This is a genomic window from Streptomyces sp. NPDC107517 (assembly GCF_055582645.1).
Genome location: NZ_JBVJPM010000001.1, coordinates 152,322 through 170,992 on the forward strand (window position 1 = coordinate 152,322; position 18,671 = coordinate 170,992).

Annotated in this window: 16 protein-coding genes; 11 read left to right on the forward strand and 5 right to left on the reverse strand. The window is 72.1% G+C overall.

Going from position 1 to position 18,671, the window contains the following annotated elements; genetic code table 11:
* The 5 genes from ACZ67T_RS00685 to ACZ67T_RS00705 all read left to right on the forward strand — a co-directional run bounded on the left by ACZ67T_RS00685 (position 1) and on the right by ACZ67T_RS00705 (position 4,182).
* Positions 1-1,338, forward strand: a complete 1,338-nt coding sequence (locus ACZ67T_RS00685; RefSeq protein ID WP_469980697.1) for an FtsX-like permease family protein — start codon at positions 1-3, stop codon at positions 1,336-1,338.
* Positions 1,339-1,477: 139 nt separating this feature from the next.
* Complete coding sequence (locus ACZ67T_RS00690; protein WP_356281670.1) at positions 1,478-1,864, forward strand: cell division protein SepF; 387 nt, start codon at positions 1,478-1,480, stop codon at positions 1,862-1,864.
* Positions 1,865-2,018: 154 nt separating this feature from the next.
* Positions 2,019-3,173 (forward strand): AAA family ATPase, encoded by a 1,155-nt coding sequence (locus ACZ67T_RS00695; RefSeq protein ID WP_469980699.1) that lies wholly within the window; start codon positions 2,019-2,021, stop codon positions 3,171-3,173.
* Entirely contained in the window at positions 3,170-3,502 is a 333-nt protein-coding gene (locus ACZ67T_RS00700; protein ID WP_469980701.1) for a nucleotide pyrophosphohydrolase, read from the forward strand. The genes ACZ67T_RS00695 and ACZ67T_RS00700 overlap by 4 nt, the downstream gene beginning before the upstream one ends.
* 200 nt (positions 3,503-3,702) lie before the next feature.
* Complete coding sequence (locus ACZ67T_RS00705; protein ID WP_469980703.1) at positions 3,703-4,182, forward strand: DUF6099 family protein; 480 nt, start codon at positions 3,703-3,705, stop codon at positions 4,180-4,182.
* Between the two features lie 72 nt (positions 4,183-4,254).
* Here ACZ67T_RS00705 and ACZ67T_RS00710 read toward each other — a convergent pair whose 3' ends face one another.
* Positions 4,255-4,449 (reverse strand): hypothetical protein, encoded by a 195-nt coding sequence (locus ACZ67T_RS00710; protein WP_469980704.1) that lies wholly within the window; start codon positions 4,447-4,449, stop codon positions 4,255-4,257.
* Between the two features lie 229 nt (positions 4,450-4,678).
* Positions 4,679-5,602 carry an LLM class F420-dependent oxidoreductase gene (locus ACZ67T_RS00715; protein WP_469980705.1) on the reverse strand — a complete coding sequence of 308 codons (924 nt, stop codon included), beginning with the start codon at positions 5,600-5,602 and terminating at the stop codon, positions 4,679-4,681.
* Positions 5,603-5,706: 104 nt separating this feature from the next.
* Here ACZ67T_RS00715 and ACZ67T_RS00720 point away from each other — a divergent pair, with 104 nt between their 5' ends.
* The 4 genes from ACZ67T_RS00720 to argF all read left to right on the forward strand — a co-directional run bounded on the left by ACZ67T_RS00720 (position 5,707) and on the right by argF (position 12,181).
* Positions 5,707-7,206, forward strand: coding sequence for a 3' terminal RNA ribose 2'-O-methyltransferase Hen1 (locus ACZ67T_RS00720; RefSeq protein WP_469980706.1), 1,500 nt, complete (start codon positions 5,707-5,709; stop codon positions 7,204-7,206).
* Complete coding sequence (locus tag ACZ67T_RS00725) at positions 7,203-9,752, forward strand: polynucleotide kinase-phosphatase (RefSeq protein WP_469980708.1); 2,550 nt, start codon at positions 7,203-7,205, stop codon at positions 9,750-9,752. Before ACZ67T_RS00720 ends, ACZ67T_RS00725 begins: the two co-directional genes overlap by 4 nt.
* A 75-nt stretch (positions 9,753-9,827) precedes the next feature.
* Positions 9,828-11,051, forward strand: coding sequence for an arginine deiminase (locus tag ACZ67T_RS00730; protein WP_469980709.1), 1,224 nt, complete (start codon positions 9,828-9,830; stop codon positions 11,049-11,051).
* Positions 11,052-11,173: 122 nt separating this feature from the next.
* Positions 11,174-12,181 (forward strand): ornithine carbamoyltransferase, encoded by a 1,008-nt coding sequence (gene argF, locus ACZ67T_RS00735; protein WP_469980710.1) that lies wholly within the window; start codon positions 11,174-11,176, stop codon positions 12,179-12,181.
* 49 nt (positions 12,182-12,230) lie between these two features.
* Here argF and ACZ67T_RS00740 read toward each other — a convergent pair whose 3' ends face one another.
* Positions 12,231-12,755 (reverse strand): ATP-binding protein, encoded by a 525-nt coding sequence (locus ACZ67T_RS00740; protein ID WP_469980711.1) that lies wholly within the window; start codon positions 12,753-12,755, stop codon positions 12,231-12,233.
* A gap of 226 nt (positions 12,756-12,981) precedes the next feature.
* On the opposite strand from ACZ67T_RS00740, the gene ACZ67T_RS00745 reads away from it, so the two are divergent.
* Positions 12,982-13,809, forward strand: coding sequence for an enoyl-CoA hydratase family protein (locus ACZ67T_RS00745; RefSeq protein WP_384268235.1), 828 nt, complete (start codon positions 12,982-12,984; stop codon positions 13,807-13,809).
* 2 nt (positions 13,810-13,811) lie between these two features.
* On the forward strand, positions 13,812-16,142 hold the full coding sequence (locus ACZ67T_RS00750; RefSeq protein WP_469981341.1) for a bifunctional salicylyl-CoA 5-hydroxylase/oxidoreductase: 2,331 nt from the start codon (positions 13,812-13,814) through the stop codon (positions 16,140-16,142).
* Here ACZ67T_RS00750 and ACZ67T_RS00755 read toward each other — a convergent pair.
* Together ACZ67T_RS00755 and ACZ67T_RS00760 are read right to left on the reverse strand one after the other, a co-directional pair.
* Positions 16,126-16,947, reverse strand: coding sequence for a PaaX family transcriptional regulator (locus tag ACZ67T_RS00755; RefSeq protein WP_469980712.1), 822 nt, complete (start codon positions 16,945-16,947; stop codon positions 16,126-16,128). The genes ACZ67T_RS00750 and ACZ67T_RS00755 overlap by 17 nt on opposite strands.
* A gap of 4 nt (positions 16,948-16,951) precedes the next feature.
* Complete coding sequence (locus ACZ67T_RS00760; protein WP_469980714.1) at positions 16,952-18,586, reverse strand: AMP-binding protein; 1,635 nt, start codon at positions 18,584-18,586, stop codon at positions 16,952-16,954.
* Positions 18,587-18,671: the final 85 nt, after the last annotated feature.

An 18,671-nucleotide genomic window follows, 5' to 3' on the forward strand; every position in this document is an offset into this window, starting at 1 on the left:
ATGTTCGCACTCGCCCTGCGCTCCGTCCGGCTGCGCCCCGGACGCCTCCTCGCGACGCTCCTGTCGGCCTTCCTCGGCGCGGCGATCATCATGACGTTCAACTCGCTGCACGACACGGCGGGCGCCCCCGGCGTCGACCACGTCAGCGCGGAGACCCTCACCACCGCGGCGAGCGTCGTCGGCGGCTACGGAACCCTCCTCGTGCTCTTCGCCGTCGCCTCCACCCTGACCGTCAACGTCCGTCAACGCACGGACGAGATCGCCCTCCTGCGCCACACCGGCGCCACGCCCGCCCAGATCAAGCGCATGATCGTCGGTGAGTCCGTCATCGTCGCCCTCGCCGGTTCGGCGCTCGCCGTCGGGCCCGCGATGCTCGGCGGCCGGGCCCTGCTCGACGTGTTCCAGGACAGCGGCCAGGTGGCCGACGGCGTCGACCACGTCTTCGGTCCCGTCGCCCTCACGTCCGGCGTCGCCGTCACTGTGCTCGCCTCCGCGGGCGCCGCGTTCCTCGCGGTGCGGCGCGCCACGAGGGCCGCCGCCGGGATGCGGCAAGAGCGGGGCAGGGCACGGAAGTTCGCGGCCTGGGGCGCCCTCGCCGTCGGCGCCGGCGGTGTCCTTTGCACCTTCGCCATGAAGGCCACCGACGCGGCCCTCATGGCGGCGCCCGCCTACGGCGCGATCCTGCTCTCCGTAGGCTTCGCGATGCTTTCCCCGGCGCTGCTGCGCGGCTTCCTCGGCCGCACGGAACCCCTGCTCACCGCACTCGCCGGCGCGAGCGGCCATCTGGCGGTACGCACCATGCGGCAGCGCGCCGGCCAGCTCTCCGGAGTCCTGATGCCGCTGATCCTCTTCACCGGCACGGCCACGGCCACCCTCTACATGCAGGCCGTCGAGAGCGACGCGGTCAAGGCGTCCGGCGTCGCCAGGTCGGTCGGGGACAAGAACCTGGAGACCCTCAACTTCGTGGTCGTCGGCATCATCGTCGTCTTCGCCTGCGTCATGCTCGTCAACACCCTGTACGCGGCCACCTCCTATCGGGTCCACGAGTTCGGCCGGCAGCGCCTCGCCGGTGCCACGCCCGTCCAGGTCCTCGGGACGGTCGCGGTCGAGAGCCTCGTCCTCACGGTGACGGGTGTGTTCTTCGGCACGGTCGCGGGCCTCGCGGGAATCGTGCCCTTCACCGTGGTCCGCACCGACTCGCTCCTGCCCGACCAGGGCCTCGGCATCTGGCTCACGGTCGTGGCACTCGCGGCCGCAGCGACCCTGGTGACCAGTCTGGGCACGGCCCGCAGGACCCTGCGCGTCAAGGCCGTGGACGCCGTCGCGATCGCCGCCTGACACCGGACCGAAGCGCCCGGCACGGTCTGCGCCCGCCACCACGGCGGATGCGGACCGTGTCGCTGTTGGGCTGAACGGGTGACTTGGCGTAAGAATGGCGGGTGAGGACAACAGTACGAGCCCGGACGGGGTGGGGGCAGTGAACAGCCACGACGTCACTGACGAACAGTGGGAAGGGCTCGCCCAGGTCGTACCTCTGCGCGGCCGTAACGCATGGCCGTCGGCGGTCGACCACAGGGCCGTCCCCGAAGCGGAGACCGAGGCGCGGCGACGGTTCGTCGTGCTGCGGATCAACGTGTTCGCGGACGCCCGGGAGGTCGCCGAGACCGTGATGACGGGCATCCCCGTGCTGCTCGACCTGAGCGGCGCGGAGTCCGATGTGGCCAAGCGTGTCCTGGACTTCAGCAGCGGAGTGGTCATGGGCCTCGGCTGCGGAATGCACCGTGTCGACCGCAATGTCTTCCTGCTCGCCCCTCCCGGCACCGAGGTGCAGGACTTCGTGGCGGGGGCTGTGCCCCGGGCCTAGGTCGTTCGCATCAGGCCGGACCGGCCCGGCGAGCCCGGCATGATCCGAACGAGAGGGCCTGGTCACCCGGCCCGGGCCCGCCGGTCCCCCGATCGTAGGAAGATCCGCCCGGAATAACGGTTCTCCGGACGAAGTGTCGCCTACCGTCCGGGACATGACCTTGTTCGCGCGGGGCGGCGGCGCACCGCCGGCCCCCCAGGACCGGCCGAGCGTCACCGAACTGCGGCTCTCCGCCTTCGCCGCGCACCGCGGCGCCAGCTTCCCGCTCGGCCCGCTGACCCTCTTCGCCGGGCCGAGCGGCAGCGGCAAGTCCAGCGCCCTGAAGGCCTACGAGGGTCTGGCGCGGCTCGGCGGCGGCGCGGGCCTCGACGAGGTGTTCCTGGATCCGGCCGCCTGCGTCCCCGACCGGGCGCGGCCCGACGCGCAGCGCCGCCGCGGCTTCCGCATCGGCTGCACCGTCACCGGGCCCGTCGGCCCGGTCCGCCTCGACCTCGCCGTCCAGGCGGAACCCGAACTGCGCATCGTGGGCGAGCGGTTGACCTGCGACGGCCGCGTCCTCCTGGAAACCGCCCTGCGCGACCCCGGGCGCCGCGTCGTCCAGGCCGCCTGGCACACGGCGGGCGCGACCCCGGTGACCCGCGCGCCCCTGCCCGACGACCTGCTCGGCACGGCGCTCCTGCCGCTGCGCGTCGCGGGCAGGACGGAAGGCCAGCGGCTCGTCATCGCCGCCGCCGAACAAGTGGTGGTCGCCCTGCGCTCCGTCTTCTCCTGCGACCCCCGGCCCGCCCGTATGCGCGGTCCCGCCCAGGCCACCGCCGACCGCCTGGTGAGCGGCTGCGACAACCTCGCCGCGGTCCTGTGGCGTACGCGCTCCGAGTGCGGCATCCGGCACGCGCTGCTCGTCACCGCAGCCCGGGCCGGCTGCGCGGGACCCGTCGTCGACGTCCTGTCGGAGGACCTCGGCAACGGCACGGTACGGGCCGTGCTCGACCGCGGCGACGGTCTGCGCACCCCCGTCGACCGGCTCGGGGACGGCGAGTTGAGGTACCTGGCGCTCGCCCTGGTCCTGCTCACCGGCCCCCGCGTGCTCGAGGTAGACCCGGCGGCGGAGGTTCCCGAGGCGTACCAGACGCTCACCGTCCTCGCCGACGGCCTCGACCGCAGTCTCGACCCGCGGCAGCTGCGGGAGCTGACGGCGCTCGCGGTGCGGATGTGCGGGCGCGGGCACATCCGGCTGGCGGGGGCGGTCGGCGACGGGACGTGGGCGGCGCGGGAGCACGGAGCGGCGGTGGTAGACCTGGGGCTGTGACGGAACTTGATGTGGCGGGACTTCAGCGCCGGCTGGCGCAGTTCGCCGAGGCCAGGAACTGGGAGCAGTACCACACTCCGAAGAACCTGGTGGCGGCGCTGAGCGTGGAGGCGTCCGAACTGGTCGAGATCTTCCAGTGGTTGACCCCGGAGGAGTCGGCCGGCGTGATGACGGACCCGGACACGGCGCACCGGGTGCGCGACGAGGTCGCGGACGTCCTCGCGTATCTGCTGCAGCTGTGCGAGGTGCTCGGGATCGACGCGCTGGCGGCCCTGTCGGCGAAGATCGACCGCAACGAGGAACGGTTTCCGGTGCCGGGGGAGGGGTGAGATGGGCGGCTGAGGCCGGCGGCCGAGACCAGCGGCTGGGACCTCCGGAAGGGCCGCGCGACCGGTCTTGTCACTCTATGGAGTCACGAAATTATCAACATTGGATTCCGTGTCCACAGATTTCGGTCGTCCTCTGGCTTTTCGCCTTTCAGACCCTCACTCTGGGTAGTGGACAGGGGAGTTCGGGACGGGGGCGGCGCATGGACGCGGTGCGACTCATCAGGGCGAGCCGACGGGCCCTGGCGGAGAGCCAGGACGCGCCGGCCATCACGCGGGAGGCATGGCAGGCCCAGGCCCTCGCACAGGCCATGGGGAACAGACTGGCGAAAGAGGGCCCGCCGGAGCTGAGGGGTGAGGCACGCGGACTGAGCGAGGCGGGCGGCAGAGGCTGCTCGGGCTCGGCGATCCCGGCCATCGGGGCGGGCGGCATACGGGCGGCGCAGCTCACGGAGCTGCCGGAGGCGCACAAGGCGCTGATCGGGTTGGCCGCGCTGCTCGGGGAAGTGGGGATCGCCCTGGTGGGCATAGCCAGCGAGGCGGAGGAGGAGGGGGACTACTGGCACTGCATGGACGCCATCGACGCCGCCGACGAATCACGGGACAGGGTCCTCGAGATACTCCGCCGGCTCTCGCTGCGCCGCGACACCGTGTCGGAGTCGGAGCCTGACTCGGCGGCGTAGAGGGCGCGCTGGTCGGTGCGTCGGCGGGCTTCGGGGGCGCAGCGGCATCGGTGCGACGCGCCCCCGGCGGGGTCAGAGGCGGTGGCCCCCGGCGGGCGGGGCGCCGGGTCCGGCGGACTGCTGAAGGTCGGCGTCGAGCTGCGACAGATCCGCGTTGAGCGCGGCCATCAGCTCTTCCATCTGCTGGAGCAGACCCTTGGGCGCGCCCTCCTGATCCGGCCCGGCCGGTTCGTGGACGACCTGCTCGGACATGGCTTCCTGGGACATGGCGGCCTCCTCGGCCCTCACCCTCCCCGCGGGGGAAGGCAGTTGACGCAAGCGCCGCCCGGCAGCGGCAGCCGCCGCCGGTGCGGGTGCCGGGCGGTCCGGCTCCGAGCCAACGATCACTCGCGTGAACGGGTCACTGGCCGGGGCCCCGGCCACGTGCCCGGTTGACGGATGTTCACCCGACAGGGGCGGGGCCGGAGCCTTGGGACCAGCGGAGTTGACGCCTGGCCTAGGACAGCTGCGGCATCACCTCGGTGGCGATCAGTTCCAAGTGGTCCAGGTCGTCCAGGTCGAGCATCTGGAGATACATCCGCTGCGAGCCGACGGCCCGGTACGCGGCGATCCGCTCGACGACCTCGGCCGGCGACCCGGCGAGCCCGTTCGCCTTCAGTTCGTCCACGTCGCGGCCGATCGTGGCGGCGCGGCGCCTGACGTCGGCGTCGGTCCTGCCGACGCACGCCACCAGGGCGTTGGAGTAGACGAGGCTGTCGGCGCTGCGGCCGTGCTGCTCCGCCGCCGCGCGGACCCGCTTGAACTGCTGCTCCGTGTCGGCGAGCGACGCGAAGGGGATGTTGAACTCGTCGGCATACTGCCCGGCGAGCGCCGGAGTCCTCTTGGCGCCGTGCCCGCCGATCAGGACGGGCACCTTGCTCTGCGCCGGCTTCGGGAGCGCGGGGGAGTCCGTCAGCTGGTAGTAGGTGCCGTTGAAGTTGAAGCGCTCGCCGACGGGCGTGCTCCACAGGCCCGTGACGATGGCGAGTTGTTCCTCAAGGCGGCCGAACTTCTCCTTCGGGAAGGGGATGCCGTAAGCCTCGTGCTCCGCTCCGTACCAGCCGGAACCGAGGCCCAACTCCACGCGCCCACCCGACATCTGGTCGACCTGCGCGACCTGGATCGCGAGGACGCCGGGGAGGCGGAAAGTGCCGGCGGTCATCAGAGTGCCGAGGCGGATCCGCCTGGTCTCGCGGGCGAGCCCGGCCAGCGTGATCCAGGCATCGGTGGGGCCGGGGAGCCCGTCGGCGGAGCCCATGTGCAAGTAATGGTCAGACCGGAAAAACGCTCCGTAATTGAGGTCTTCAGCGGCCCTCGCGACGCGGAGAAGCGTCTCGTAGGTCGCGCCCTGTTGCGGTTCTGTGAAGACTCGAAGATCCATTCATCCATCATGCACCGGTCACTTCTGGTGACCTCTTAGAACCGCAGCGTCCCGGGAGAGAAATGCGTGGTCGGAGGCGGTACTGGCGGACCATACTCGGACGCGTGTTCCTGACGATCAGTACGACCGGCACCCCTGAACGCCCCGCGACCGACCTCGGGTTTCTGCTGCACAAGCATCCCGACAACGCGCAGGCGTTCTCCACCTCGCACGGAACCGCGCACGTCCTCTACCCGGAGGCGTCCCCGGAGCGCTGTACCGCGGCGCTGCTCCTCGAGGTGGATCCGGTCGCGCTCGTGCGCCGCGGCAAGGGCAAGGGCCGCGGCGGCGCCCCCGACGCGGCCCTCGCGCAGTATGTGAACGACCGGCCGTACGCCGCGTCGTCCCTGCTCGCCGTGGCGATCGGCCAGGTGTTCTCCAGCGCTCTGCGCGGACAGTGCAAGGTCATGCCCGAGCGGGCCGAGCAGCCGATGCCGCTGCGCATCGAGGTGCCCGCGGTGCCCGCCCGCGGCGGGGCCGTGCTGGTGCGCCGGCTCTTCGAGCCGCTCGGCTGGACCACGGTGACGGCCGACCCGGTGGCGCTCGACGAGCAGTTCCCCGAGTGGGGCGACTCGCGCTACGTGCGTCTCGTCCTGGAGGGCGAGCTGCGGCTCGCCGAGGCGCTGCGGCACCTGTATGTGCTGCTGCCCGTGCTCGACGACGCCAAGCACTACTGGGTATCGGCCGACGAGGTCGACAAGCTGCTTCGGGCGGGTGAGGGCTGGCTGCCCACGCACCCCGAGCAGCAGCTGATCACCAGCCGCTACCTCTCGCGACGCCGGGCACTCACCCGCAGCGCCCTGGAGCGCCTGGAACTGGTGCGGCTCGCCGACGCGGACGACACCGACGTCGAGGCCATCGACAACGCGGTCGACGAGGCGACGGACACCGAGGAGCAGCCCGTACCGCTGGCTGTCCAGCGGCGCGACGCCATCACCGCCGCGCTCAGGGCGGCGGGGGCCGGGCGGGTGCTCGACCTGGGCTGCGGGCAGGGCCAGTTGGTGCACGAGCTGCTCAAGGACACCCGGTTCACAGAGGTCGTCGGTGTCGATGTGTCGATGCGGGCCCTGACGATCGCCGCCCGGCGCCTGAGGATCGACCGGATGGGCGAGCGCCAGGCCGCCCGCGTCACGCTGCTCCAGGGCTCGCTCGCGTACACCGACAAGCGGCTCAAGGGGTATGACGCGGCGGTCCTCAGCGAGGTCGTCGAGCACCTCGACCTGCCGCGGCTGCCCGCGCTGGAGTACGCGGTGTTCGGCTCCGCGCGGCCGAGGACCGTCCTCGTGACGACGCCGAACGTCGAGTACAACGTCCGCTGGGAGACCCTGCCCGCCGGGCACGTCCGGCACGGCGACCACCGCTTCGAGTGGACCCGCGAGGAGTTTCGCACCTGGGCGCGCGCGGTGGCCGGACGGCACGGCTACGACGTGGAGTTCGAGCCCGTAGGACCCGACGACCCGGAAGTCGGCCCGCCCACACAGATGGCCGTCTTCACCCTGACCGATCAGACCTCGACCGACCGGCCCCCGGCCGACCCGAGTCCGAAGGAGGCGAAGGCCGCATGACCACCACCCCCGGTTCCCACGCTCGTAAGCTCCCCGTCACCGACCTGTCCCTCGTCGTCCTCGTCGGCGCCTCGGGGTCCGGCAAGTCGACGTTCGCGCGGCGGCACTTCAAGCCCACCGAGATCATCTCCAGCGACTTCTGCCGCGGGCTCGTCGCCGACGACGAGAACGACCAGAGCGCCAGCCGCGACGCCTTCGACGTGCTCCACTACATCGCGGGCAAGCGCCTCGCGGCCGGGCGCCTCACCGTCGTCGACGCGACCAACGTCCAGCAGGAGAGCCGCAAGCAGCTCGTCGACCTGGCGCGGCAGTACGACGTGCTGCCCATCGCCATCGTCCTCGACATCCCCGAGGAGGTCTGCGCCGCGCGCAACGCCGAGCGCGCCGACCGGGCCGGCATGCACCGCCGCGTCATCTCCCGGCACACGCGTGAACTGCGGCGCTCCCTGCGTCACCTGGAGCGTGAGGGCTTCCGCAAGGTCCACGTCCTGCGCGGCGCGGAAGAGGCCGACAGCGCCGAGGTCGTACGCGAGAAGCGCTACAACGACCTCAGGCACCTCACGGGCCCCTTCGACATCATCGGCGACATCCACGGCTGCGCCTTCGAACTGGAGACGCTGCTCACCAGGCTCGGTTACGCGGACGGTGTGCACCCCGAAGGCCGTACGGCGGTTTTCGTCGGCGACCTCGTCGACCGGGGGCCCGACTCCCCGGGCGTCCTGCGCCGCGTCATGTCGATGGTCAAGTCGGGCCACGCGCTGTGTGTGCCCGGGAACCACGAGAACAAGTTCGGCCGCTACCTCAAGGGCAGAAAGGTCCAGCACACGCACGGCCTCGCCGAGACCGTCGAGCAGTTCGCGGGCGAGAGCGAGGAGTTCAGGCAGGAGGTCGCGGAGTTCGTCGACGGCCTCGTCAGCCACTACGTCCTCGACGGGGGCAAGCTCGTGGTGTGCCACGCGGGCCTGCCCGAGAAGTACCACGGCCGCACGTCCGGGCGGGTGCGCTCGCACGCGCTGTACGGCGACACGACCGGCGAGACCGACGAGTTCGGCCTGCCCGTTCGCTACCCGTGGGCCGAGGACTACCGGGGCAGCGCGGCCGTCGTCTACGGCCACACGCCGGTCCCGCAGGCCACCTGGCTCAACAACACCCTCTGCGTCGACACCGGCGCCGTGTTCGGCGGCAAGCTGACCGCGCTGCGCTGGCCCGAGCGCGAACTCGTCGACGTACCCGCCGAGAAGGTCTGGTACGAGCCGTCGAGGCCGCTGCGGACCGAGGCGCCGGGCGGACACGACGGGCGGCCGCTCGACCTCGCCGACGTGCACGGACGGCGGGCCGTCGAGACCCGGCACGCCGGACGCGTGGCCGTGCGCGAGGAGAACGCGGCGGCGGCCCTGGAGGTCATGAGCCGCTTCGCCGTCGACCCGCGCCTGGTCCCGTACCTGCCGCCGACGATGGCGCCGACGGCGACGTCACGGGAGGACGGCTTCCTGGAGCACCCCGCGGAGGCCTTCGCCCAGTACGCGGCCGACGGAGTGGGGCGCGTCGTGTGCGAGGAGAAGCACATGGGCTCGCGGGCCGTGGCCCTGGTGTGCCGGGACGCGGACGTGGCGCGCGAGCGCTTCGGCGTCCCGCAGGGGCCCACGGGCGCGCTCTACACCCGTACCGGACGGCCCTTCTTCGCCGACGAGCAGGTCACCGAGGAGATCCTCGGCCGGGTGCGCGCCGCCGTCACGGACGCCGGTCTGTGGGACGAACTCGACACGGACTGGCTGCTGCTCGACACGGAGCTGATGCCCTGGTCGCTCAAGGCCTCGGGCCTGCTGCGCTCGCAGTACGCCGCCGTGGGCGCGGCGTCCGGTGCCGTGTTCCCGGGTGCCGTCGCCGGCCTGGAAGCGGCGGCGGCGCGCGGCGTCGACGTGGGTGAACTGCTCGGCAGGCAGCGTGAACGGGCCGCGGACGCGGCCGCGTTCACGGACGCCTACCGGCGCTACTGCTGGACGACGGACGGGCTCGACGGGGTGCGGCTCGCGCCGTTCCAGATCCTGGCCGTGCAGGGCCGGTCGCTGGCCGCGCTACCGCACGACGAGCAGCTCGCCCTCATCGACCGCATGGTCGACAGCGATGGCTGCGGGCTCCTGCAGACCACCCGGCGGCTCTTCGTGGACACCGGCGACGAGGCGTCTGTGGGCGCCGGTGTCGACTGGTGGCTGGAGATGACGGGCCGCGGCGGCGAGGGCATGGTCGTCAAGCCGGTCCAGGCGCTCACGCGCGACGGCAAGGGCCGTCTCGTACAGCCGGGCATCAAGTGCCGGGGCCGCGAGTACCTGCGGATCATCTACGGTCCCGAGTACACACGCCCCGACCACCTGGAACGCCTGCGCGGCCGCTTCCTCGGGCACAAGCGCTCGCTCGCCGTCCGCGAGTACGCGCTCGGTCTCGAGGCGCTCGACCGGCTCGCGGACGGGGAGCCGCTGTGGCGCGTCCACGAAGCGGTGTTCGCGGTCCTCGCGCTGGAGTCGGAGCCGGTCGACCCGAGGCTGTGAGCGCGCGGATGTGAGCCGCCACCCAGCTCCTTGATTGCACGGGCACGCGCCGTCCGGCCGGGGAAAGATGGATCCATGGGATTCCACGTCGACTCCGAGGCCGGGCGGCTGCGCCGCGTCATCCTGCACCGCCCCGATCTGGAGCTCAAGCGGCTCACCCCGAGCAACAAGGACGCGCTGCTCTTCGACGACGTGCTGTGGGTGCGCCGCGCGCGGCAGGAGCACGACGGGTTCGCCGACGTGCTGCGCGACCGCGGTGTGACCGTGCACCTCTTCGGCGACCTGCTCACCGAGACGCTCGCCGTCGGGGACGCCAGATCCCTCGTCCTCGACCGGGTCTTCGACGAGAAGGAGTACGGGCCGCTCGCCACCGACCACCTCAGGGCCGCCTTCGAGACGATGCCGGCCACCGACCTGGCCGAGGCGCTGGTCGGCGGCATGACCAAGAGGGAGTTCCTCGACCGGCACCCCGAGCCGACCTCGGTGCGCTTTCACGCGATGGACCTGGACGACTTCCTGCTCGGCCCTCTGCCCAACCACCTCTTCACCCGCGACACCTCGGCCTGGATCTACGACGGCGTCTCCATCAACGCGATGCGGTGGCCCGCCCGGCAGCGCGAGACCGTCCACTTCGAGGCGATCTACCGGCACCATCCGCTGTTCCGCGACGGGGGCTTCCACCTGTGGTCGGAGGGGCAGGCCGACTACCCGTCCACGATCGAGGGCGGCGACGTCCTGGTGATCGGGCAGGGCGCCGTCCTCATCGGGATGAGCGAGCGCACCACCCCGCAGGCCGTCGAGATGCTGGCGCACAAGCTGTTCGCGGCGGGCTCCGCGCAGACGATCGTGGCGCTCGACATGCCCAAGCGCCGGGCGTTCATGCACCTCGACACCGTGATGACGATGGTCGACGGCGACACGTTCACGCAGTACGCGGGGCTCGGCATGCTGCGCTCGTACACCATCGAACCGGGCGTGGGAGAGAGGGAGTTGAAGGTCACCGACCACCCGCCGGAGCACATGCACCGGGCCATCGCGGCCGCGCTCGGCCTCAGCGAGATCCGGGTCCTGACCGCCACGCAGGACGTGCACGCGGCCGAGCGGGAGCAGTGGGACGACGGGTGCAACGTGCTGGCCGTGGAGCCGGGCGTCGTCGTCGCCTACGAGCGCAACGCCACGACGAACACCTATCTGCGCAAGCAGGGCATCGAGGTCATAGAGATCCTCGGCAGCGAGCTGGGGCGCGGGAGGGGCGGCCCGCGCTGCATGAGCTGCCCGGTGGAGAGGGACCCTGTATAGAAGGGGCGCCTCGTACAGAAGCGTGCCTCCCGGAGCGAAGACTGTATAGAAATGTGGAACGTCGTATAGACTTCCAGTGACTCTGATGCCCTAGCCCTTTACGCGTACCCCAGGAGCGCCCCATGGCGACAGTCCGTCCCGACCTCACCGGCCGCCACTTCCTCAAGGAGGTGGACTTCACCGCCGAGGAGTTCCGCGGCCTGATCGACCTCGCCGCCGAGCTGAAGGCGGCCAAGAAGGCGGGGACGGAGACGCGGCACCTCGCGGGCCGGAACATCGCGCTGATCTTCGAGAAGACCTCCACGCGGACGCGCTGCGCCTTCGAGGTCGCCGCGGCCGACCAAGGTGCGTTCACGACCTACCTGGACCCGTCCGGCTCGCAGATCGGCCACAAGGAGTCCGTGCGGGACACCGCCCGGGTCCTCGGCCGGATGTTCGACGCCATTGAGTACCGCGGTGACAGCCAGTCCGGCGTAGAGGAGCTCGCCGCGTTCGCGGGCGTGCCGGTCTACAACGGCCTGACCGACGACTGGCACCCCACGCAGATGCTCGCCGACGTGCTCACGATGGTCGAGCACTGCGGCAAGCCGCTCGACCGGATCGCCTTCGCCTACCTCGGCGACGCCCGCTTCAACATGGGCAACTCGTACCTGGTGACCGGCGCGCTGCTGGGCATGGACGTGCGGATCGTGGCGCCGCGCGCGTACTGGCCGGCCGAGGAGATCGTCGCCGAGGCCCGCAAGCTCGCCGAGACGAGCGGCGCCCGCGTCACGCTCACCGAGGACGTCGCCGAGGGCGTCGCGGGCGCGGACTTCGTCGCCACCGACGTCTGGGTCTCCATGGGCGAGCCCAAGGAGGTGTGGGCCGAGCGCATAACCGCTCTGAAGCCGTACGCCGTGACGATGGACGTCCTGCGCGCCACCGGGAACGCGGACGTCAAGTTCCTGCACTGCCTGCCCGCCTTCCACGACCTGGGCACCAAGGTCGGGCGCGAGATCCACGAGACGTACGGCCTGGACTCGCTGGAGGTCACGGACGAGGTCTTCGAGTCGGCGCACTCGGTCGTCTTCGACGAGGCCGAGAACCGGCTGCACACCATCAAGGCGATCATGGTCGCCACGCTGGCCTGACGTGCCCCGGCAGGGGAGCCCGCCCCGGCTGGTGAGGGGGCTGGGCGTACTACTCCGGGCTCGTCCGCTGCGCCGGTATCGCGGGAAGGGTGAACCAGACCGCCTTGCCGGACGCGGTGGGGCGATGTCCGCAGGACGAGCTCAGGGTGCGGATCAGCAGCAGGCCGCGCCCGTGCTCCTGCCACGGGTCCGGCTCCTCGGCCGGGCCGGGCAGGGTCAGGTCGCCGGGCGGCGCCGGGTCCCCGTCGTGCACCTCGACCTGACAGCCCGACGGCAGCAGCTCCACCACCAGCTCGATGGGGCCCGACCCCGCCGTGTGCTCGACGGCGTTCGCCACCAGCTCGGCCGTCAGCAACTCCGCCGTGTCGCTGTCGGCGGCGGGTGACTCGATCTCCGTCAGGGCCGTGCGCACCAGAGCGCGCGCGACCGGCACCGCGGCCGCGGTGTGCGGCAGCGCGATGCGCCAGGAGGTGGGTGCAGGCGGTGTGGGCACGGCGGGTCCGTTCAGGGTGCAGGTGTCCTGACAGGGGGTGACAGGGGCTGACAGCGGGGGAGCTGTCCTGCTTTCAACCATACGAATGGTAAGGCGTCGGTGGACAGAGCAGCCCGACACCCTTCTTCGGGACGTTCGGCTCTGGCCTCCCTACGCCTGTCCTACACGGGCTGTAGGCGTGCTGTCAGGATCGCGTATCGCGTACTCGTGACGGAAGTCACGAAGCGGTGATAACTTCATGAGGCGACGTGCCCGAGGCAGGCGCGCCGTCCCGTCCGCCGCCCCCGCCCGAGGAGGCCGCACCGCCATGAGTCCCTTCACCGGCTCCGCGCCCCGCACCGACGACTGGCGGCACCTGAGGTACGCCGTCGACGACGGGGTCGCCACCGTCACCCTGGCCCGCCCCGACAAGCTCAACGCGCTCACCTTCGGCGCCTACGCCGACCTGCGCGACCTGCTCGCCGAGCTGTCCCGCGAGCGCTCCGTGCGCGCCCTCGTCCTGGCCGGAGAGGGGCGCGGCTTCTGCTCCGGCGGTGACGTGGACGAGATCATCGGCGCCACCCTCGCCATGGACACCGCCCAGCTCCTCGACTTCAACCGGATGACCGGCCAGGTCGTACGTGCCGTGCGCGAGTGCCCCTTCCCCGTGATCGCCGCCGTGCACGGGGTCGCTGCGGGCGCCGGCGCCGTCCTCGCGCTCGCCGCCGACTTCCGCGTCGCCGACCCGAGCGCCCGCTTCGCCTTCCTCTTCACCCGCGTCGGCCTGTCCGGCGGCGACATGGGCGCCGCGTATCTGCTGCCCCGCGTCGTCGGCCTCGGCCACGCGACGCGCCTGCTCATGCTGGGCGAGCCGGTGCGCGCCCCGGAGGCCGAGCGCATCGGCCTGATCAGCGAGCTGACCGACGAGGGCCGGGTCGACGAGGCCGCGCAGGCACTGGCCCGCCGCCTCGCCGAGGGCCCGGCCCTCGCGTACGCCCAGACCAAGGCGCTGCTCACGGCCGAACTCGACATGCCGCTGGCCGCAGCCGTCGAAATGGACGCCGCGACCCAGGCCCTCCTCATGAACGGCGAGGACTACGCCGAGTTCCACGCGGCCTTCACGGAGAAGCGTGCCCCCAAGTGGCGGGGGCGGTGACCATGGAACCCCTGCGCGTGGCCGTCATCGGCGGCGGACCCGGTGGCCTGTACGCCGCCGCCCTCCTCAAGCGGCTCGACCCGCGCCGCGACATCACGGTCTGGGAGCGCAACGCGCCGGACGACACCTTCGGCTTCGGCGTCGTCCTCTCCGACGAGACGCTCGGCGGCATCGAGCACGCCGACCCCGTGGTCCATGCCGCACTCCAGGCCGAGTTCGTGCGCTGGGACGACATCGACGTCGTGCACCGCGGCACCCGCCACACCTCGGGCGGCCACGGCTTCGCCGCGCTCGGCCGCCGCAGGCTCCTCGAAATCCTCCACGAGCGCTGCCGGCAGCTCGGCGTGAACCTCCGCTTCCGCTCGGAAGCCCCGTCGGCAGCCGACCTCTCCCGCGACCACGACCTCGTCGTCGCCGCCGACGGGGTGCGCAGCGCGACCCGCGAGGCCCACGCGGACGTATTCCGGCCGCACATCGAGGAGCACCGCTGCCGTTACATCTGGCTCGCCGCCGACTTCGCCTTCGACGCGTTCCGCTTCGAGACCGCCGAGACCGAGCACGGCGTCATGCAGCTGCACGGGTACCCGTACGCCCGCCCGTCTCCCGACGACCACCCCTCGACGGGGCCCTCCGGGACGTACCTTCCTGCCGGCGAAAGCACCGTCATCGTCGAGATGCGCGAGGAGGTCTGGCGGGCGGCCGGTTTCGACGAACTTGACGTGCGCGAGTCCGTCGAGCGCTGCGCCAAGATCTTCACCGAGGCCCTCGGCGGCCGTGGCCTGAGGTCCAACAAATCCGCCTGGACCGCCTTCCGCACGGTCGTGAACGAGAAGTGGTCGCACGGGAACGTCGTCCTCGTCGGCGACTCCGCGCACACCGCGCACTTCTCCATCGGCTCCGGCACCAAGCTCGCCGTCGAGGACGCCCTCGCGCTCGCCGCCTGCCTCCAGGAGCAGCCCACCACGGCCGAGGCGCTCGCCGCGTACGAGGCGGAGCGGCGGCCCGTCGTCGCCTCCACGCAGCGCGCGGCCCGCGCCAGCCTGGAGTGGTTCGAGAACCTCGGCCTCTATCTCGACCAGCCCTCACGCCAGTTCGCGTTCAACCTCCTCACCCGCAGCCGCCGCGTCACGCACGACAACCTGCGCCTGCGCGACCCCCGCTTCACCGAGGCCGTCGAGCGGGACTTCGGCTGCCCGCCGGGCACACCCCCCATGTTCACGTCGCTGCGCCTGCGCGAGCTGACCCTGCGCAACCGCGTCGTCGTCTCGCCCATGGACATGTACTCGTCCCGGGACGGTGTCCCCGGCGACTTCCACCTCGTCCACCTCGGCGCGCGGGCCCTCGGCGGCGCCGGACTCGTCATGACCGAGATGGTGTGCGTCAGCCCCGAGGGCCGCATCACCCCGGGCTGCGCCGGTCTCTACACGCCGCAGCAGGCCGCGGCCTGGCGCCGCATCACCGAGTTCGCGCACGCCCAGGCCCCCGGCACGGCGATCGGTGTCCAGCTCGGGCACTCCGGCCGCAAGGGCTCCACGAAACTGATGTGGGAAGGCATCGACGACCCGCTCCCCGACGGGAACTGGCCGCTGGTCGCCGCCTCCCCGCTCCCGTACAAGCCGGGCAGCCAGACTCCGCACGAGATGACGCGGGACGAACTCGCCGATGTCCGCGAGCAGTTCACGTCCGCCGCCGTGCGCGCCGCCGACGCCGGCTTCGACCTCTTGGAACTGCACTGCGCCCACGGCTATCTGCTGTCCGGGTTCCTGTCGCCGCTGAGCAATCACCGGACCGACGAGTACGGCGGCTCGCTCACGAACCGGCTGCGCTTCCCTCTCGAAGTCTTCGACGCCGTACGTGAAGTGTGGCCCGCCGACCGGCCCATGACCGTCCGGATCTCCGCCACCGACTGGGCGGAGGGCGGCACGGACGCGGCCGACGCCGTAGAGATCGCCCGCGCCTTCGCCGCGCACGGTGCCGACGCGATCGACGTGTCGACCGGGCAGGTCGTCGCCGACGAGAAGCCCGCGTACGGCCGCTCCTACCAAGTGCCGTTCGCGGACCGGATCCGCAACGAGACCGGCATCCCGGTGATCTCGGTCGGCGCGATCTCCTCGTGGGACGACGTCAACTCGCTGATCCTGGCCGGGCGCACCGACCTGTGCGCGTTGGCCCGCCCCCACCTCTACGACCCGCACTGGACCCTGCACGCGGCGTCCGAACAGGGCTACGCGGGTCCCGGTGTCGCCTGGCCGAAGCCGTACGAGGCGGGCAGCAGGCCACCGCAGACCGGACGCCTGGACGCGCCCAGGCCCCGGCTCACGCTGGGTGGTTGACGGTGGTGAACGCCGCTCCCGCGTCCCGCAGCCGCTCGTGCAGCGCGCGGAACACGCTCGCCGAGCGGGTCCCCGGCCACCGGGCGGGCAGCAGCCCGGCGGGCAGCCCCGGGTCGGCGTACGGCAGATGGCGCCAGGAGTCGAGGGCGAGGAGGTAGTCCCGGTACGCCTCCTCCGGAGCGGCGTCGTCGGGGGAGCGGGCCTGCCAGGCGGCGAGCACCGGCGCGTGCTCGTCCAGGAACGCCTCGTGCAGCGCGGCGAGACGGTCCAGGTCCCACCAGCGCGCGACGGCGTCCGCCGTCGCCGCGAACCCCAGGTGCTCGCCGCGGAACAGATCGACGTACGGGGAGAGCCCGAGGCGCTCCAGCGTGTGCCGGGTCTCCTCGTGCAGGCCCGCCGGGGCGATCCACACGCCGGGCGCCGCGGAGCCGAAGCCGAGCCCGGCGAGGCGTGAGCGCAGGACGTGCCGCTTGGCGCGCTCGGCCTCCGGCACGGAGAACACCGCGAGCACCCAGCCGTCCGCCGCGCCGGCCGGCGCCCCGTAGATGCGCCGGTCGCCGTCGTCGAGGAGTTGCCGCGCGGCCGGCGACAGCGCGTACCCGGCGGCGCCCGACCCCGTGCGCTGCGGCAGGAGCAGCCCGCGCCGCTTGAGGCGGGACACGCAGGACCGCACGGCGGGCGCGTCGACGCCGACCGCGCCGAGCAGACGGATCAGCTCGGCGACCGGCACGGCGCCGGGAAAGCCGCGCCCGTAGGCGCCGTAGAGGGTGACGATCAGGGACCGGGGAGTGTGCAGGTCGGACACGTGGTCACTCTAGATCGCCGGTGGAGCGCAGCCGGAACCGCTGCAGCTTCCCCGTCGCCGTGCGCGGCAGCGCGTCCAGGAACACGATCTCGCGCGGGCATTTGTACGGCACCAGCTCGGCCTTCACGAACGCCCGCAGCGCGTCCGGATCCCGGCGGGCACCCTCGCGCAGCACGACGTAGGCGACCGCTATCTGCCCGCGCTCGTCGTCGGGGCGGCCCACCACCGCGGTCTCCGCGACGTCCGGGTGCCGCAGCAGCGCGTCCTCGACCTCGGGGCCCGCGATGTTGTACCCCGCGGAAATGATCATGTCGTCGGCGCGGGCGACGTACCGGAAGTAGCCGTCGGGCTCGCGGACGTACGTGTCCCCGGTGACGTTCCAGCCACCGCGGACGTACGTCGTCTGCCGCTCGTCGGCGAGGTAGCGGCAGCCGACCGGGCCGCGCACGGCGAGCAATCCCGGTTCTCCGTCCGGCACTTCGGCCCCGGTGGCGTCGAGCACGCGCGCCTGCCAGCCGGGCACGGGCACGCCCGTCGTCCCGGGGCGGACCGCGTCGTCGGCGGCGGAGATGAAGATGTGCAGGAGTTCCGTGGCGCCGATGCCGTTGATGATGCGGATCCCGGTCGCCTCGTGCCAGGCGCGCCAGGTCGCGGCCGGCAGGTTCTCGCCCGCCGAGACGCACCGCCGCAGCGACGAGAGGGCATGTCCGCCGGTGCCGTCGATCCCGTCGAGGAGCACGCGGTACGCGGTCGGCGCGGTGAAGAGCACGGTCACCCCGTGCTCGGTGATGGCGGGCAGCAGCTGCTTCGGCCCCGCCTGTTCGAGCAGCAGCGACGAGGCACCGGCCCGCAGCGGGAAGATGACGAGACCGCCGAGCCCGAACGTGAAACCGAGCGGCGGGCTCCCCGCGAACACGTCGTCGGGCCTCGGCCGCAGGACATGGCGCGCGAACGTGTCGGCGATGGCGAGGACGTCCCGGTGGAAGTGCATGCAGCCCTTGGGGCGCCCGGTCGTGCCCGAGGTGAACGCGATCAGGGCGACATCGTCGGCGGCGGTCGCCACGGCCTCGTACGTCTCGGGAACCCCGCAGCCGCGCCGCAGGAGGTCGTCGGGCCCCTCGCCGCCGAACGGTGTGACGCGCAGCCCGGGCACCTCGGCCTTCACCAGGTCGTCCATGGTCCTGGCGTCGCACAGCGCGTGGGTGACCCGCGCGATGGAGCAGATCGTCGCCAGCTCCTGCGCGCGTTGCTGGGCGAGCACGGTGACGGCGACCGCGCCCGCCTTCATCACGGCCAGCCAGCAGGCCGCGAGCCACGGCGTGGTGGGGCCGCGAAGGAGTACCCGGTTCCCCGGCCGCACACCCAGCTCGCCGCTGAGTACGTGCGCGATCCGGTCGACGCGGCGGAGCAGTTCCCCGTACGTCCACACCTCCCCGTCGCCGGTGCGGAACGCGGGACGCTCCGTGCCGAACCGCTCGACGGTGCGGTCGAGCAGCTCGGCCCCGCAGTTGAGCCGCTGCGGATAGCGCAGTTCGGGGAGGTCGAAGACGAGGTCGGGCCAGAGTTCGGGCGGCGGGAGATGGTCGCGCGCGAAGGTGTCGACGTGGGCCGATGTGTGCTGCGGTGGAGCGTCTGTCATGGCCGTGCGCCCCCTTGTCATGGTGGGCTCGCGCAAACAGGTGTCGGTGGGCTCGCGGAACGAGCGTATCGTGATGGTGACGACA

What these genes read in the sequence shown, in the direction of transcription:
- argF (WP_469980710.1), top strand. Translation starts at nt 11,174, where the DNA reads ATGGCGACAGTCCGTCCCGACCTCACCGGCCGCCACTTCCTCAAGGAG.
- ACZ67T_RS00745 (WP_384268235.1), top strand. Translation starts at nt 12,982, where the DNA reads ATGAGTCCCTTCACCGGCTCCGCGCCCCGCACCGACGACTGGCGGCAC.
- ACZ67T_RS00750 (WP_469981341.1), top strand. Translation starts at nt 13,812, where the DNA reads ATGGAACCCCTGCGCGTGGCCGTCATCGGCGGCGGACCCGGTGGCCTG.
- ACZ67T_RS00695 (WP_469980699.1), top strand. Translation starts at nt 2,019, where the DNA reads ATGACCTTGTTCGCGCGGGGCGGCGGCGCACCGCCGGCCCCCCAGGAC.
- ACZ67T_RS00685 (WP_469980697.1), top strand. Translation starts at nt 1, where the DNA reads ATGTTCGCACTCGCCCTGCGCTCCGTCCGGCTGCGCCCCGGACGCCTC.
- ACZ67T_RS00730 (WP_469980709.1), top strand. Translation starts at nt 9,828, where the DNA reads ATGGGATTCCACGTCGACTCCGAGGCCGGGCGGCTGCGCCGCGTCATC.
- ACZ67T_RS00725 (WP_469980708.1), top strand. Translation starts at nt 7,203, where the DNA reads ATGACCACCACCCCCGGTTCCCACGCTCGTAAGCTCCCCGTCACCGAC.
- ACZ67T_RS00715 (WP_469980705.1), bottom strand. Translation starts at nt 5,602, where the DNA reads ATGGATCTTCGAGTCTTCACAGAACCGCAACAGGGCGCGACCTACGAG.
- ACZ67T_RS00740 (WP_469980711.1), bottom strand. Translation starts at nt 12,755, where the DNA reads ATGGTTGAAAGCAGGACAGCTCCCCCGCTGTCAGCCCCTGTCACCCCC.
- ACZ67T_RS00760 (WP_469980714.1), bottom strand. Translation starts at nt 18,586, where the DNA reads ATGACAGACGCTCCACCGCAGCACACATCGGCCCACGTCGACACCTTC.
- ACZ67T_RS00705 (WP_469980703.1), top strand. Translation starts at nt 3,703, where the DNA reads ATGGACGCGGTGCGACTCATCAGGGCGAGCCGACGGGCCCTGGCGGAG.
- ACZ67T_RS00710 (WP_469980704.1), bottom strand. Translation starts at nt 4,449, where the DNA reads ATGTCCCAGGAAGCCATGTCCGAGCAGGTCGTCCACGAACCGGCCGGG.